Consider the following 13,564-nt stretch of genomic DNA (forward strand, 5'->3'; position numbering starts at 1 on the left):
GGTCGAATTCCTCAACGTGGTGCGGGGACTGCGGGCTGGGACAGTTCGTTGCCGGTGACGCCAGGCGGTGGGCCCGCGCCGTTGTCGGGGCCGGCGGGGCGCGGCGCGTTGGCCGAACCACGTACTTGCAGAGCGGGATTGGTGGTGACGCAGTAGTTGTAGAGCCGAACCCGGGTATCGGTGGTCTCGATGGTGGGCACCACGGGCAGGGTCTCGTACTCGCACGACGGCCGCGGCCACGGATCGATCAGCGTGAAGAAGCCGCCATCGTGCGCCGGGACGCCCAGTGCATCAGCGAAGCGACTCAGCGACGGGAACAGCGCCTGGAGCGCCGGTTGCCGGAGCTTGGCGGCCTTGGTGATCGCGACGAAGTTCGTGACCAGATCGGTGATCGGGTCGTGGGTGCGCGACACGAACCCACCCAACGTCGACAGTTGCCCCGGCCCCTGTTGCAGCAGGTGCCGCAACTCCGCGTCGGCGGCGGTGAACTGGCGGAACAGGGCAGTGCCCGACCCGGTGAGCGTGGTGAGGTCGGGTTGCGCGTGTGAGGTCGTCTCGGCGATGACCTGCAGGTTGTGCAACAGCTGCTGGGTGTGCGGCAGCAGTTCGGTCATCCCCGCCATGGCCTGGCTGATCCCGGAGATCATGTTGCGCAACCGATCCGGGCCGCCTGCGAGTGCCTTGTCGAGTTCGTCGACGATCACGGTGAGCCGTTCGGGATTCATCCCACCGACCAGTCCGCTCATATTCGCCAACAGCGACTGCATCGGCACCGGCACCGAGGTCCGCGCACGCTCGACCACCGAGCCGTCGCGCAGATACGGCCCGCTGTCGGAGACAGGCCGGAAGTCCAGATACTGCTCGCCTGCCGCCGACAACCTGTTCACCGCAACGGTTCCCCCGATGGGAATCTGTGTGCCACCGTCGATTTCGGCCACCGCCGCGACCCCGTCACCGGACACCCGAACAGCGCTGACCCGCCCGACCCGCCATCCGCGAAAGGTGACATCGCTGCCGACCGACAGCCCGCCCGAGGACGCCAACTCCACGGTCACGCCGTACTGCGACCGGCTCGGATCGATCCGCAACACCGCACCACCCAGATACAGACAGCCCAGCACGAGCACCACGACCAACCCGGCATTGGCGACCGCAATCCGCTTGCGCACCAACCAGTTCCACAGTGGTGAGTTCATCGCGGACCCTCCTGCGGTGCGGGTTGCGGCACGCTGGTCACGCGCCCGAACACCTTGGCCAGCACCTCGGCCAGGCTGCCGATGAACGCCGGCACGTCGCCGCCTTCGGGCAAGCGACTGCCCGAAGGGTCGGTGAGTGCGCCGATGCTGAGATAGGACACCGTGGCCGCCACGGCCAGGGTGGGCCCCTGCAGGGAGGCCATCAGCGACGGGTAGAGGGTGTGCAGCCCGTCGAGGGTGCCGGTGAGGTCGTCACCCATGCTGGTGAACCCCTGCATCAGCTTCTGCACGCTCGAGAACAGGCTCACGAACTGCGGCCCGTTGCTGGTGCTGAAGTCGCCGAGCGCGTCCATGGTGACCGCGACCTTGCCGATCAGGTCCACGATCGACTGGTTGTTCTCCGCGACAAGCCCGATGACCTGCGGAAAGCTGTCGGCCACGGCACCGAGTTCGGCTTTGCGGCCGGCGAGTTCGCCGGTGAGCACCTGCAAACCGTGCAGGGTGGCGTCGAGGTCGCCGGTGCGCGCGTTGAGCGCGGCGATCACATCGGTCATCTCGGTGACCAGGTGCCGCAGTTGCGGTGCGTGCCCGGCGAAGATCGAATCCAGTTCGGAGGTGATCCGCGCGGCCTGGTTGATGCCGCCACCGTTGATCAGCATCGAGATCGACATCATCAACTGTTCCACCGAGGCGGCCGAGCCGGTGTGTTCGAGGCTGATGGTTTCCCCCGCGCGCAGTGGTGCACCGGCTTGCGCGTCGGTGGGCAGGGTCATCGCGACGAACACATCGCCCAGCGGCGTCGCCTGCCGCAGTTCGGCGGTGGTGCCGCGCGGCAACTGGATGTCCTGCCGGATCAGCATTTCGACATTCGCCAAAAACGATGTCGCCGAAATGTCGGTCACCACACCGATATCGGTGCCGCCGATCTTCACCTGGGCACGGTCGGGCAGGTTCAGCGCATCACGGAAGGTGGCGTGCAGGGTGTAGCCGGGGCCACCGATGCCCGGTTCGGGCATCGGCAGCTCCCGCACCGTGAGCGAGCACGCGGTGCTCGCCGCGAGCACGAGCGCGAGGAAAGCAGCGGAAAGCCCTGTGCGCGCGCTCATTTGGTGATGCCCAGCAGTGCGGCGGTCAGCCCGAAGTCGGGTCCGAAGTCGGCGATCTTGCCGGTGCGGCACCCGTCATGGCGCAGCTGCACGCGTTCGCAGAACAGCGACAGTGCCTCGCCGTCCAGCACCGCCTTCTCGAGCAGCCCGTGCAGGCGCAGCGCTTGGTGTTCGCGGCTGACGGCGTTGTCGATGTTGTCGAAGAACAGCGGCCCGACGTCGACGATCTCGGTGAGACCGCGTGCGTTGGCCCGCATCTGGGCGGCGATGGCGACGAACTTCGTGAGCGCGCCCGCCAGCTGATCCTGGTTCTGACCCACGACCGTGGAGGTGTTGGTGATGAAGTCGTCGAGCTGTTTCAACACCGCCTGCAAACCGGGTGCCTGTTCGCCGAGCAGGGCGATCAGTTCGGTGATGCGACCGCTGAAATCGCGGACGGTCTGGTCGTTGTCGGCGATGATCTGGGTGATCTCGTTGAGCCGGATCACCGTGTTCGCGATCTGGTCCTTGTTGGCCAGGGTCACCTCGAAGGCCCCCGACAGCGAGTCCAGGGTTTCACGGAGTCGGTCGCCATTGCCGTCCAGCAGCGGGAACAGCACCCGGCTGGCCATCGGGCCCGCCTCGCTGTCGCCTTTGAGCGCGGCACCGAGCTGGTCGAAGTTCTCCAGAATGCGGTCGAGTTCGACGGGAGTTCTGGTGCGCGCCAACGGAAGATGCGCGCCGTCGGCCAGTTCGGGACCGGACCCGGTGTAGGCGGGCGCGAGTTCGACGTGCCGGTTGGTGATCAGCTGCGGCGAGATCAACGCGGCCATGGCATCGGCGGGAATGCGCACGTCGCCCTTCACCGACATCACCACCTCGACATAACTGCCGCGCGGCGTCACCGATTCGACGACCCCCACCGGAACGCCGAGCACCGCCACCTCGTTGCCCACATAAAGCCCCGCCACGCTCTCGAAATCGGCGCTGATCCGCTTGTTCTCACCCAGATACCGCTCACCCAGATTCGACACACTGCTGGGCAGCAGCGAACAGCCCGACATCACGGCGGCCGCCACGCACAGCGCGGCCAGTTTCGCTCTGCTTCTCATCAGTTGCACCCCTGTATCGCCTGCGCGAAGCACAGCCAGTTGTCGGGAAAGAGCCACGGTGCCCACACGTCGCCGTAGGGGCCGTTGCCGACCACGTTGTTGAACTGGCGCAACGTGACCGGGGCGATCTCGTAGAGCCGGTCCAGGTTGCCCTTGTTCTTGGTCAGGCCGTCGGCCATGGTGTTGAGGTTGGTGATCAGCGGACCGAGTTCCCCGTTGTTCTCGATACCCATGTCCTGCAACAGTTTCGACAGTGCCGCGACATTGTCCAGCAGCTGGGACAACAGCGTCTGCCTGGTCTGCACCGCGGCGCCGATCGCCTCACCGCGGGTGAGCAGCACCAGCACGCTGTTGCGGTTGTCCGACGCCAGCTGCGACACCTGATCCATGCTGGTGAGCAACACGTCGACTTCGTCGCGGCGAGCATTGATCACCCTGGCCAGCGCGCCGACGCTGTCCATGGCCTGCACGGCCATCGCGGGGGAGTCGCCCATCTGCTTGTCGAGCAGGTCCAGCGCGGTCCGCAGCTTCGTCGGGTCCAGGCGCTCGATGCGTTCGAACGAGGACGTGTACTGCGGGTCCTGGATGACCTTGCTCAAGTTGTAAGGGACAGCGGTCTTTTCGACGGTGATGCGGTTACCCGGCAGCGGGGCGGTGTCCTTGCCCGGCTTCAAGTCGATGTGCAGGCGTCCCAGGATGGTCGACATCTTGATCGCCGCGGTCGCGTCGGCGCCCAGGCGCAGGTCGCGGCGCACGGCCATGGTCACATCGACCCGGTCGTTGACAAGGTCGACCGCGCGCACCGCCCCGACCTCGATACCGGAGATGTCCACGGTGGCGCCGGGCCGCAAACCGGCCGCTTGCGCGAACTCGGCGTGAATCACCTTGTCGCCCAATCGAAGCTGAGCCAACAGGCTGGAACCGCCGAGCAGCACCGCCACCGCGAGCACCGCGCCGAGGCCCAGTCGCAGGTTGCGGTTGTCGCGCAGGAAGCCTCTCATCGGCACACCCCCGACTGCGAATCGCCGCCGACCTGCGAGAAGATCCCCGGCGGCAACACCGTGTTCCACAGCGAGACGTCCAGGCGGCAGATGTAGGCGTTGCCGTAGGCGCCGTAACTGGTGAACCGGGCGACACCGTTGAGGAAATCGGGCAGTTCCACCGCGGCCTGATCCAGCGCGACACCGTTGTACAGCAACATCATCACGCCCTGGGTGGCGGTGCGCTGGGCCTGTCCCATGCCCGGTTTCACCTGCCCGATGAGCGTGACCAGCGAGTCGGTGGCCACCGCCACCCGGTCGACGGAACTCTTCAACGACTGTCCTTCCGCGTACAGCCCGTCCATCAGGCTGCGGGTCTGGGTGATCAGGGTTTCCAGTTCGCCGCTGCGGTTGGCCAGGCCCGCCATCACGGAGCTGAGATTGACCAGCACGTCGCCGAGAATCTCGTCGCGCTGGCCGAAGGTGTTCGCCAGCTCCGCGGCCTGAGTGATCAACGCGGACAACGAGATCTCGTTACCCTGCAACGCTTGGATGAGCGTTTCGGACAGGGAGTTGATCTGGTCGGGTTGCAGCACGCTGAACAGCGGTTCGAAACCCGACAGCAGCGCGGACACGTCGAAGGACGGCTCGGTGCGGGTCAGCGGAATCTGCGAACCCGGCGGCACGGTCATGCCCGCCGTCTCGCCCGCGGCCAAAGCGATGTAGCGCTGGCCGATCAGATTCTGGTAGCGGACAAGGGCTTTCGTGGTATCGGTGAGGTGTTGACGTTCCTCGAGCTGGAAGTCGACGCGGGCGGTGTAGTCGTGCGTGAAATCGATCTTGTCCACGCGGCCCACCCGCACACCGGCCATGCGCACGTCGTCGCCCACGCGCAGGCCGAGCACGTCGGTGAACAGTGCCGAGTAGCTGTTGGTGGGGCCCGGCACGCTGCGCTGCAGCGTCGACCACACGGTGTAGGTGAGCACCACCGTGAGAACGACGAAGAAGCTGAACCCGATCAGTGGCTTGGCCGATTTCATCTGCTACACCGCGCTTTCGGGGACGAGGGTGACATTTCCGAGGACGGGACCCAGTAGCAGCAGTTGGGCGACGGTGGGTCGGCCACCGACCACCGCCGCCACCGCGTCCGTTCCTCGCACCGAGATCGGCACGGCAGCACCGGAATTGGGTAGCGGTGCGGCGGCTGGCGCGGTGAGGCCGGGAATAACGGGCAGCCCGGGAATCGTCGGGAAGCCCGGAATCGTAGGCAGGCCGGGAATCACGGGTGGGCCGGGAAGCGCGGGCAGGCCCGGAATCACGGGTGCGCCGGGCAGGCCGGGAATCTGCACGATCGGCGCGGGGCCCGCCGACTCCAGACGCCGGGGGAGCTGCTGCGCCGGATACTCCTGCGGCGGAGCCACTTCCGGCACCGTCGGCCCACCACACCGCGGCCCCGCCATGTCCCCATAGCGTGGGCAGTCCGCCGCCGTGTACTGCTGGAACGGCGTGAACGACACATCCATCTTCCACACCATCTGCTTGCGTGGCCCGAAGTGGAATACCTGCTGCAGCTTTCGCAACGAGGCATTGAAATTGACCGCGGTGGTGCGCAACGCGTCGGGATCCTGTGCCAGCGCACCGAATACCGTGTCCAACCCGTCGACCAGTTCCTTGCCCGAGTTCGGGTTCGCGGCGAACAGACTGTTCACCGCGTCGACGGTGGAGCTGCCTTGGGTCAGCAGCGCCACCAGTTGGGTGCGGTGCTCGTTGAGGGTGTTCGCGGCGGTCAGCGAGTCGCCCAGCATCCCGACCAGTTCCGGCGCGGACTGGCTCAACGCCATCGACGCGCGCCCGAGATCGCCCAGCAGACCACCGATTTCGGGAATCCGGTGCACCTCGGTGAGCCAGGTATCCAGGCGCTCGATGGTGGAACCGGGAACCCGTACCGCAGGGTCGAGCGCGGCGGCCAGAGTGGCCAGCACCCGGCCCAGTTTCTCGGGCTGGATCGTGGTGAGCACCTCGCGCAAGGTGTTCAGCGTGGTCTGCAGTTGGACTGTGGCCGAACTGGTGTCTTCGCGGATGGTGGCGCCCGCGCGCAAAGTGGTGGTCGAGGGTGCGTTGTCCACCAGCTGGATCGAGGTGACGCCGAAGATATTGTCCGGGATCACCCGCGCGGTCACGGTATTCGGAATCGTTTCGGCCAGACCGGGTTTCAGTTCCAAGGTTGCGTGCTGCAGCCTGCCCTTGGCGACCATGTCGACCGCCGACACCGCACCCACGTGCATCCCGCGATACTTCACGTCCGCGCGCTGCGGTAGCCCGTCGCCGGTGCTGGTCAGCTCCGCGCGCACCACCACGGTGTCTTCGAACTCGCCGTTGTAGCGCATCCCGAGCAGATACATCGCCGCGGCCAGCGTCACCGCCACGGCCAGGCCCGCGAGGGTGAGCTGGAACGGTTTGGGCCCGCGCCCACTGGGATCGAGAATCATCGACCTATCCCGAGATCCGGAATCCGGGGTCGATGCCCCAGATAGCAAGGGTGAGAAACAGATTCGTGAACACCATGACCACGATCACCATCTTGATCGCCCGCCCCGCCGCCACCCCGACACCTTCGGGACCGCCGGTGGCGACATACCCGTAGTAGCACTGGATGAACGTGGCGAGCAGCACGAAAACCACCACCTTGAGCACCGAGAAGAACACGTCGCCGCCCACCAGGAACTGGAAGAAGTAGTGGTCGTAGGTGCCCGCGGTGGTGCCGCCGAGAAACAGCACCGACAGCTTGGTCGAGATGTACGCCACCGCGAGTCCGAGGGTGTACAGCGGCACGATGGTCACCGTGGCCGCGATCATCCGGGTGGTGACCAGGTACGGCAGCGGCCGGATCGCGATGGATTCCAGAGCGTCGATCTCCTCCGAGATCCGCATCGACCCCAACTGGGCGGTGAACCGACAACCGGACTGGATCGCGAACGCGAGAGTGCCCAGGATCGGCGCGATTTCGCGGGTGGTCGCGAAACCGGAGATGGCACCACTGAGCGGTCCCATGGTCAACAGGTTCAGCGCGGTGTACGACTCCACGCCCACGGTGATGCCGCCGAACGCGCACAACACCACCACCACCCCGACCGTGCCGCCGCCCACGATCAGCGACCCGTTACCCCACCCGACGTCGGCGATCAGCCGCGACACTTCTTTGCGATAGTGGCGCAGCGCGAACGGCACGGCGAACAACGCCTGGAAGAACACGATCGCTTGATGCCCCACGCGCTGATTCGCCCGGATCGGCACCTTGGCGGCGGAACCCACCATCCGCACCGGCTTCATCGCGGGCGGCACATATTCGGCGGCCATCTCAGACCACCTTCGACGGGAAGAAGGTGTTGTAGAGCTGGGTGACGATGATGTTGGTGGCGAACAGCATCAGCGCCGACGACACCACCGCGGAGTTCACCGAGTTCGCCACCCCGCCCGGCCCGCCCTTGGTGTGTAATCCGATGTCGCAGGCGATGATCGCCGTGAGCAAGCCGAAGATGGCCGCCTTGAACAGGGCCACGATCAGGTCGTTGGCCACCGCGAACGAGGCGAACGAACCGATGAACGATCCCGGAGTGCCGTGCTGGGCATAGACATTGAACAGGTACGCGGTCGCGAAGCCGACGAACACGATGAACCCGCACAGCAGCATGCTCACCAGCACCGCGGCGGCCAGGCGCGGCGCGACCAGCCTGCGCACCGGATCCACCCCCATCACCCGCATCGCGTCGATCTCCTCGCGGATGGTGCGCGAACCCAGATCGGCGCAGATCGCCGAACCGACCGCGCCCGCGATCATCAGCGAGGTCACCAGCGGCGCACCCTGCCGGATGATCCCGAGACCCACGACCGCTCCGATGAAGGTGGTTGCACCGACCTGGTTGACCAGCGCGCCCACCTGGATCGATACCACCACCGCCACCGGGATCGCGACGAACACCGTCGGCAGCGCGGACACATTGGCCATGAAGGCGCACTGTTTGATGAACTCGTGGAACGGAAACCGCCGCTGCACAAGGGAAAGGAACAACTGCGCGATCGCGGCCCTGGCCAGCAGGACCTGCCTTCCGAGGGTCTCGATCGACTGCTGCGGGTGTCGCCGCCACAGTCCGGCGGCGCTGTCGATGATCTTGTCGACTTCCGATGTCTCGGGTTTCGTCATGCGCTCAACCACCGTTCCAGCGCGACCATCAGTGCACCCACCGCCGCTGCACTCAACGCTGCCACGCACAGTAACGCAATCCACATACCCACGCGCAGAACAGGATTCACCTTGGTAACACCACCAAGAATCTTGATCACGATTACCACGATGTCGATAACCCAGACCGCCGCCATCATCAGGTCATCGTCACGTTCGCGAAGGTGAGCACCGGCCAGCACACGATGGATCCCAGAAACGAGATGACCAGATCGACACCGTGCAGGTCGCGCAGATGGTCGGTATGGGTGAAGGTCCAGATGATCCCGACCAGACCATAGGGGATGCCGAGGATGACGATCGTGCCGAGGAACTCCGACACCTTCATCTCGTAACTGAGAAACCTGTCCAGTCGTCGCAACATGGCGATACCGGTGTTCCTTCCTTCGAGAGCCGGTCGGTGGTGCAGGCTGGGAGCCGACGTCGTCGACCGTTCGACGATGCTGCCGACAATTCGTCATCGAATCGACGATGTTGCCGGTAATTCTTCGTAGTAGGAGGATGTGAGAGCCGTGAGGCAGGCTGAGCCACCCCCGTGCTGCGAGTTAAGTTACTAGTAATTCTCTCCGATGGGTAGAGAATGGTGATTAACTTAGTGGCGGAAGGTCGCCGACTGTCGGTGACCGCAGGAGGTTCGCCGATGACCACGCTGACCCTGGACCGCGTGCGCCTGCACATCCCCGACACCCACCGATCACCCCGCAAACGCCCCGCTCGACTCGCCGACGCCCTGGACTTCTGGATGTTCGCGGGTGCGGCTGCGAACGTGGCGATGCAGTTCGCGCACCAAGGTGTCGCGGCCGGGGTGCTGGAGAGCAAGGTCGAGTCCGGCGCCCTCATGGTCCACCCGTGGAAGCGCCTGCGCACCACTTCCGCCTACCTCGCGGTGGCCGTGCTCGGTACCGACGAGGACAAGCTGGCCATGCGCGAGGCGGTGAACGTGGCGCACCGCCAGGTCAAGTCGGGCCCCGATTCGAAGGTGAAGTACAACGCCTTCGACCGCGATCTCCAAATGTACGTCGCCGCCGCCATTTACGTCGGCTTCGAAGACACCCACCAACTGCTGTGCGGCAAAATGACACCCGAAGAACTCGAGGTGTTCTACCAGGGCTCCGATACCTTCGGCACCACCCTGCAGGTCCACCCCGACATGTGGCCACCGACCCGCGCCGACTTCGACCGCTACTGGCTGCAAGCGTGCGAACAAGTAGTCTGCGACGACGAATTCCGCGCCTACATCGACGATCTGCTGCACCTGCGCATGATCCACTGGTCCACGCGCCTGCTGTTCGGCAACCTCCTGCAGTTTCTCACCGCGGGCTTCCTGCCCCCGCATTTCCGCGACCAAATGGCCATCGACTGGTCCGAAGCCGACCAACGCCGTTTCGAACACCTTTTCCTGTTCGTCGGCTTCATCAACCGCTTCATCCCGAGATTCATTCGCTTCGCCGGCACCCACGCGATGATCCGCGACGTGCGCCGCCGAATCCGCACACAGAAGGCACTGATCTGACAGCCTCCTGAGCTGGCGTTATCCGGGCGCGTCGGGCTGATTTCGCCCTGCCGCCGAGTAGCGTCGGGGCACATGGACACAGTCATATTCGCAGCCTTGTTGATCGCATTGGTGCTGATCTTTCGCGACAGTTCACGGCGAGCGGTGCTGACCGCGTGGTGGATCGGTTTCGTGCTGTGCGCGGTGCTGTTGAAAGTGCACATCACCAGCGGACTCGGCCTCGGATTGACATGGTGAGCGAAACAGCGGCCGTGGCCGCCACCGAGGAGAAGTCCGGCCCGCTCGGGTCGCTGCAGTATTGGCTCGCGGTCATTTTCGTGTTCGGGTGGAGTGCGGTGATCTGCGGCGGTTTCGCCGTGCAATTCCTGAACTGGGAATATCCGTGCCCGCTGTGCATGCTGCAGCGCATGTTCATGGTGCTGGCCGCACTCGGCGGCGCGTACATCGTCCGCAAAGGCATGAACGGTCACATCGCGCCGCGCGACTACGCGGTCGGCTGGGGTCTGGCCATAGTCGGTTGTGTCGGAGGCGCTTTCACCGCCTGGCGTCAGACGATGCTGCACATCCTGCCCGGCGATTCCGGCTACGGTGGCGAAGTCCTCGGCCTGCACCTCTACGTCTGGGCTCTGGTCCTCTATGTCGCCGCCATCACCACCGTCGGCGTGGTCCTGAGCCTGTCGCACGCCACCGCCGCGACCAGGATTCCCTCTTCCTTTGCCACCATCGGAAAATGCGCACTGTTGTTCTGCGGCTTGGTCATTGCCGCCAACCTGGTAGTGGTCTTCGCCCTGGAAGGCTTCCACTGGAAACTGCCCGACGACCCGTCCTGCTACCAACTGTTCTACGACGTGGGCATCCTCGACGCCGGATGCGTGCTTCCCGAAAAGTAGACACCTTGCTCAGGGCGAAAGTCCGCGCCGCGCAGGTACCTTCGGGGCATGGGGAGTTCCACCGGCACGGCGCGGCACAGCTTTCGCCGTCGGTTCACGATAGTTGTTGCCCTGGTGGCGGCGGTTGCGGTCGCGTGCCTGCTGCCGCGGTGGTGGTGCGGTCGTGACGCCGACCAGTGGTATCGGGGTGATCCGGCGACCGTGCGTGGTCTCGCCGAGGAAATGGTGGCCTTCGAAGACGATGATGATCAGTGGCGTGCCGGCGGTGGGGCGGATCGGGTTGTCGGCATGTGGGGGCTGCTCGCGCACCAGATGACGGCGCTGGGACTGGCTCAAGTGTCGCTCGAGCACCCCGAATGGCGGGACCGGTACGCGCCCGTCGTCACCCGTGCGGCGGTCAAGAGTTTGTTGCCGCAGTTGCGCAGCGAGTTCACGTCGTCCTGGCACGGCCGGGACGGACTGGCCGAGCTCGACAGCCCGGACGGGCACGCCTACCTCTCCTACCCGGCGCTGGCGCTCGGGATGGCGCGACTGGTCGACCCGGCCTTCCCACCCCACCTCGCGGCCCAGCACGATGCGCTGATCCGGGCCTTCGAACGGCGACTGCTCGCTTCACCGACGGGTCTGCTCGACACCTTTCCGGGCGAGGCCTACCCGACCGACGTGGCGGCGGTGGCAGCCGCGATCGCGGTGCACGGTCGGGCCACCGGCACCGATCACACGGCCGTCATCGCGCACTGGGCGCAGCAGGTGCGTGCGGTGCAGATCGACCGGGATACCGGGCTGGTGATCCAACGCATGGGAGTCGACGGCCGAGCCCATGATGCCCCACGCGCCTCAGGGACCGGGTTGGCCGCCTACTTCGCCGGTTTCGCGGACCGGGCACTGGCCGAGGAACTGGCGGCGGAACTGTTCGATCAGCAACGAAACCTCCTGGGCTTCAGCGCAATCGACGAGTACGGCGACGGCCACAGCGGCAACGGCGACATGGACAGCGGCCCCCTGATCCTCGGAATATCGATGTCCGCCACCGGTTTCGCACTCGCCCCCGCCCGCGCCTTCGGCCACCGAGAAAAGTTCACCCGCCTGTACCGCACGACAGACCTCTTCGGCCTGCCCCTGCGCAGCGGCGATCGCACGCGTTTCGCCACCGGCGGCGTCATCGGCAACGCCCTGCTACTCGCCTTCCTCACCTCAGGACCGGAGCTGGCCCGATGAAAATGTCGAGCCCGATGTCCTTCGGCTGGCGGCTGATTCGCGTCCCCCTGATCCTGCTCGCCCTGTACCTCGCCCTGCACACCCTCCTGACAACCATGTCGGCCCGCCACGGCTTCGGTTCACCCGACGGCCTCGGCACCGCCTTCCCGATTCTCGCCGCCACCGTACTGACCCTGCGCATACTCTTGTTGACCGTCGTGCCCGCCGTCCTCACATACCGCGTCGTGCTGCGCGCACTGCGCCCGCAACACCGGGAACGGAGCGAAACTCCATGACTACCAACAGAATCACCAACGGCGACGAGCGAACAATCCTCGAAGACATGCTCGACCGCAACCGCGAAGCCCTCATCGAAACCGCACGCGGCCTGTCCGACACCGACTCCCGTCGGCGGCTCGTGGTGTCACTGACGACACCGATCTCACTGATCAAGCACGCCGCCGGCGCGGAACGCATCTGGTTCCAACGGTTTTGGGCAGGGCTGGCCGAATCCGAATGCGACGGATACTCACGCCGCGACGAGGGCAACTTCGCCGTCGCCGACGACGAATCCCTGGAAGACGTCATCGCCGAGTTCGAACGCGCCAGCCAACGCTCCCGCGACATCGCCGCCCACTTCGACCTCGACGACACCGTAGAAATCCCCGGCGAAACCGTCAGCATGCGATTCACCCTGCTGGCCATGATCCAAGAGTTCGCCAGACACGCAGGTCACGGCGACATCCTCCGCGAACAAATCGACAATCCGGTACCACCCCATTCGAATTCGTGAGGGTTCGGCAGCCGAATCGGAAGTCAGGTCAGTCCGCTCCTGTCGGCGCCCGCCGGCCTTCCGTCAGACACAAGACCGTGAGCAACGGGAAGACCACCAAGGGCGTAGCGAAGACGAGGTTGGCGGGCGCGGAGTGGTAAAAGGCGTCGATGGGGATCCACGCAAGGACGGCCGCGAACAGCTGACCGAGGATCACCATCCATGCACCGGTCACAAGCCACGAGCATCCGGACCGCTTGCCCCGCAACAGAAGTACGGCTCCCCGACCGAGCAGCCCGGCGATGAGCAAGAACACCACTGCCAGCATCGTCAGCAGGGAGTCGGTAGCGACCGTCGAGCTGCCGACCGACAGATAGTCGTCCTGCCACTTGCCTTCCTGCGACTGCATCCACACACCCAACGCCTGCATCGCCCACAGCACCGCGCCGAGCATCCCCAATACTGCCGCGAGCGGATAACGCGCGGACCGAGACCGAGCCCAATACCCCGACACCCGTGTGACTACCGATCCGTCCACCATGACCCCGTCCGATCAATCCCTGTCCCGGACAACACTAT

General features: G+C 65.4%; 17 protein-coding genes. 6 read left to right on the forward strand and 11 right to left on the reverse strand.

Annotated elements, in window-relative coordinates; translation table 11 throughout:
* Positions 1-11: 11 nt before the first annotated feature.
* From ACFWU5_RS09665 to ACFWU5_RS09710, 10 genes are read right to left on the reverse strand one after another with little or no spacing between them, the layout of a single operon-like run.
* Complete coding sequence (locus ACFWU5_RS09665; RefSeq protein WP_379266778.1) at positions 12-1,196, reverse strand: MCE family protein; 1,185 nt, start codon at positions 1,194-1,196, stop codon at positions 12-14.
* Positions 1,193-2,302 carry an MCE family protein gene (locus ACFWU5_RS09670; RefSeq protein ID WP_379266779.1) on the reverse strand — a complete coding sequence of 370 codons (1,110 nt, stop codon included), beginning with the start codon at positions 2,300-2,302 and terminating at the stop codon, positions 1,193-1,195. Before ACFWU5_RS09670 ends, ACFWU5_RS09665 begins: the two co-directional genes overlap by 4 nt.
* Positions 2,299-3,393: an MCE family protein gene (locus tag ACFWU5_RS09675; protein ID WP_379266780.1), complete on the reverse strand. Its 1,095-nt coding sequence runs from the start codon at positions 3,391-3,393 to the stop codon at positions 2,299-2,301. The genes ACFWU5_RS09670 and ACFWU5_RS09675 overlap by 4 nt, the downstream gene beginning before the upstream one ends.
* A complete protein-coding gene (locus ACFWU5_RS09680; protein ID WP_379266781.1) occupies positions 3,393-4,394 on the reverse strand; it encodes an MCE family protein in 1,002 nt (333 codons plus the stop codon). Before ACFWU5_RS09680 ends, ACFWU5_RS09675 begins: the two co-directional genes overlap by 1 nt.
* The gene (locus tag ACFWU5_RS09685; protein ID WP_379266782.1) at positions 4,391-5,413 is read right to left on the reverse strand and encodes an MlaD family protein; all 1,023 of its coding nucleotides are present in this window, start codon (positions 5,411-5,413) and stop codon (positions 4,391-4,393) included. The genes ACFWU5_RS09680 and ACFWU5_RS09685 overlap by 4 nt, the downstream gene beginning before the upstream one ends.
* Before the next feature lie 3 nt (positions 5,414-5,416).
* Positions 5,417-6,862 (reverse strand): MCE family protein, encoded by a 1,446-nt coding sequence (locus tag ACFWU5_RS09690; RefSeq protein ID WP_379266783.1) that lies wholly within the window; start codon positions 6,860-6,862, stop codon positions 5,417-5,419.
* 4 nt (positions 6,863-6,866) lie between these two features.
* Positions 6,867-7,730, reverse strand: coding sequence for an ABC transporter permease (locus ACFWU5_RS09695; protein WP_379241644.1), 864 nt, complete (start codon positions 7,728-7,730; stop codon positions 6,867-6,869).
* Between the two features lies 1 nt (position 7,731).
* The gene (locus ACFWU5_RS09700) at positions 7,732-8,574 is read right to left on the reverse strand and encodes an MlaE family ABC transporter permease (RefSeq protein WP_379266784.1); all 843 of its coding nucleotides are present in this window, start codon (positions 8,572-8,574) and stop codon (positions 7,732-7,734) included.
* Entirely contained in the window at positions 8,571-8,753 is a 183-nt protein-coding gene (locus ACFWU5_RS09705; RefSeq protein ID WP_379266785.1) for a hypothetical protein, read from the reverse strand. Before ACFWU5_RS09705 ends, ACFWU5_RS09700 begins: the two co-directional genes overlap by 4 nt.
* Positions 8,753-8,977, reverse strand: coding sequence for a hypothetical protein (locus ACFWU5_RS09710; RefSeq protein ID WP_379241647.1), 225 nt, complete (start codon positions 8,975-8,977; stop codon positions 8,753-8,755). The genes ACFWU5_RS09705 and ACFWU5_RS09710 overlap by 1 nt, the downstream gene beginning before the upstream one ends.
* Before the next feature lie 276 nt (positions 8,978-9,253).
* On the opposite strand from ACFWU5_RS09710, the gene ACFWU5_RS09715 reads away from it, so the two are divergent.
* The 6 genes from ACFWU5_RS09715 to ACFWU5_RS09740 all read left to right on the forward strand — a co-directional run bounded on the left by ACFWU5_RS09715 (position 9,254) and on the right by ACFWU5_RS09740 (position 13,006).
* Entirely contained in the window at positions 9,254-10,126 is an 873-nt protein-coding gene (locus tag ACFWU5_RS09715; protein ID WP_379266786.1) for an oxygenase MpaB family protein, read from the forward strand.
* Between the two features lie 72 nt (positions 10,127-10,198).
* On the forward strand, positions 10,199-10,363 hold the full coding sequence (locus ACFWU5_RS09720; RefSeq protein ID WP_379241649.1) for a DUF5993 family protein: 165 nt from the start codon (positions 10,199-10,201) through the stop codon (positions 10,361-10,363).
* A complete protein-coding gene (locus tag ACFWU5_RS09725) occupies positions 10,360-11,016 on the forward strand; it encodes a disulfide bond formation protein B (RefSeq protein ID WP_379266787.1) in 657 nt (218 codons plus the stop codon). Before ACFWU5_RS09720 ends, ACFWU5_RS09725 begins: the two co-directional genes overlap by 4 nt.
* Before the next feature lie 48 nt (positions 11,017-11,064).
* On the forward strand, positions 11,065-12,234 hold the full coding sequence (locus ACFWU5_RS09730; RefSeq protein WP_379266788.1) for a hypothetical protein: 1,170 nt from the start codon (positions 11,065-11,067) through the stop codon (positions 12,232-12,234).
* Positions 12,231-12,509, forward strand: a complete 279-nt coding sequence (locus tag ACFWU5_RS09735) for a hypothetical protein (protein WP_379266789.1) — start codon at positions 12,231-12,233, stop codon at positions 12,507-12,509. The genes ACFWU5_RS09730 and ACFWU5_RS09735 overlap by 4 nt, the downstream gene beginning before the upstream one ends.
* On the forward strand, positions 12,506-13,006 hold the full coding sequence (locus tag ACFWU5_RS09740) for a DinB family protein (RefSeq protein WP_379266790.1): 501 nt from the start codon (positions 12,506-12,508) through the stop codon (positions 13,004-13,006). Before ACFWU5_RS09735 ends, ACFWU5_RS09740 begins: the two co-directional genes overlap by 4 nt.
* 28 nt (positions 13,007-13,034) lie before the next feature.
* On the opposite strand, the gene ACFWU5_RS09745 is transcribed toward ACFWU5_RS09740, so the two are convergent.
* Positions 13,035-13,526 (reverse strand): hypothetical protein, encoded by a 492-nt coding sequence (locus ACFWU5_RS09745; protein WP_379266791.1) that lies wholly within the window; start codon positions 13,524-13,526, stop codon positions 13,035-13,037.
* Positions 13,527-13,564 lie beyond the last annotated feature (38 nt).

The organism is Nocardia sp. NPDC058640, from assembly GCF_042716995.1.
Taxonomy (GTDB): domain Bacteria; phylum Actinomycetota; class Actinomycetes; order Mycobacteriales; family Mycobacteriaceae; genus Nocardia.

Coding starts and splice junctions, on each gene's coding strand:
- ACFWU5_RS09665 (WP_379266778.1), bottom strand. CDS start 1,196: ATGAACTCACCACTGTGGAACTGGTTGGTGCGCAAGCGGATTGCGGTC.
- ACFWU5_RS09670 (WP_379266779.1), bottom strand. CDS start 2,302: ATGAGCGCGCGCACAGGGCTTTCCGCTGCTTTCCTCGCGCTCGTGCTC.
- ACFWU5_RS09675 (WP_379266780.1), bottom strand. CDS start 3,393: ATGAGAAGCAGAGCGAAACTGGCCGCGCTGTGCGTGGCGGCCGCCGTG.
- ACFWU5_RS09680 (WP_379266781.1), bottom strand. CDS start 4,394: ATGAGAGGCTTCCTGCGCGACAACCGCAACCTGCGACTGGGCCTCGGC.
- ACFWU5_RS09685 (WP_379266782.1), bottom strand. CDS start 5,413: ATGAAATCGGCCAAGCCACTGATCGGGTTCAGCTTCTTCGTCGTTCTC.
- ACFWU5_RS09690 (WP_379266783.1), bottom strand. CDS start 6,862: ATGATTCTCGATCCCAGTGGGCGCGGGCCCAAACCGTTCCAGCTCACC.
- ACFWU5_RS09695 (WP_379241644.1), bottom strand. CDS start 7,730: ATGGCCGCCGAATATGTGCCGCCCGCGATGAAGCCGGTGCGGATGGTG.
- ACFWU5_RS09700 (WP_379266784.1), bottom strand. CDS start 8,574: ATGACGAAACCCGAGACATCGGAAGTCGACAAGATCATCGACAGCGCC.
- ACFWU5_RS09705 (WP_379266785.1), bottom strand. CDS start 8,753: ATGATGGCGGCGGTCTGGGTTATCGACATCGTGGTAATCGTGATCAAG.
- ACFWU5_RS09710 (WP_379241647.1), bottom strand. CDS start 8,977: ATGTTGCGACGACTGGACAGGTTTCTCAGTTACGAGATGAAGGTGTCG.
- ACFWU5_RS09715 (WP_379266786.1), top strand. CDS start 9,254: ATGACCACGCTGACCCTGGACCGCGTGCGCCTGCACATCCCCGACACC.
- ACFWU5_RS09720 (WP_379241649.1), top strand. CDS start 10,199: ATGGACACAGTCATATTCGCAGCCTTGTTGATCGCATTGGTGCTGATC.
- ACFWU5_RS09730 (WP_379266788.1), top strand. CDS start 11,065: ATGGGGAGTTCCACCGGCACGGCGCGGCACAGCTTTCGCCGTCGGTTC.
- ACFWU5_RS09735 (WP_379266789.1), top strand. CDS start 12,231: ATGAAAATGTCGAGCCCGATGTCCTTCGGCTGGCGGCTGATTCGCGTC.
- ACFWU5_RS09740 (WP_379266790.1), top strand. CDS start 12,506: ATGACTACCAACAGAATCACCAACGGCGACGAGCGAACAATCCTCGAA.
- ACFWU5_RS09745 (WP_379266791.1), bottom strand. CDS start 13,526: ATGGTGGACGGATCGGTAGTCACACGGGTGTCGGGGTATTGGGCTCGG.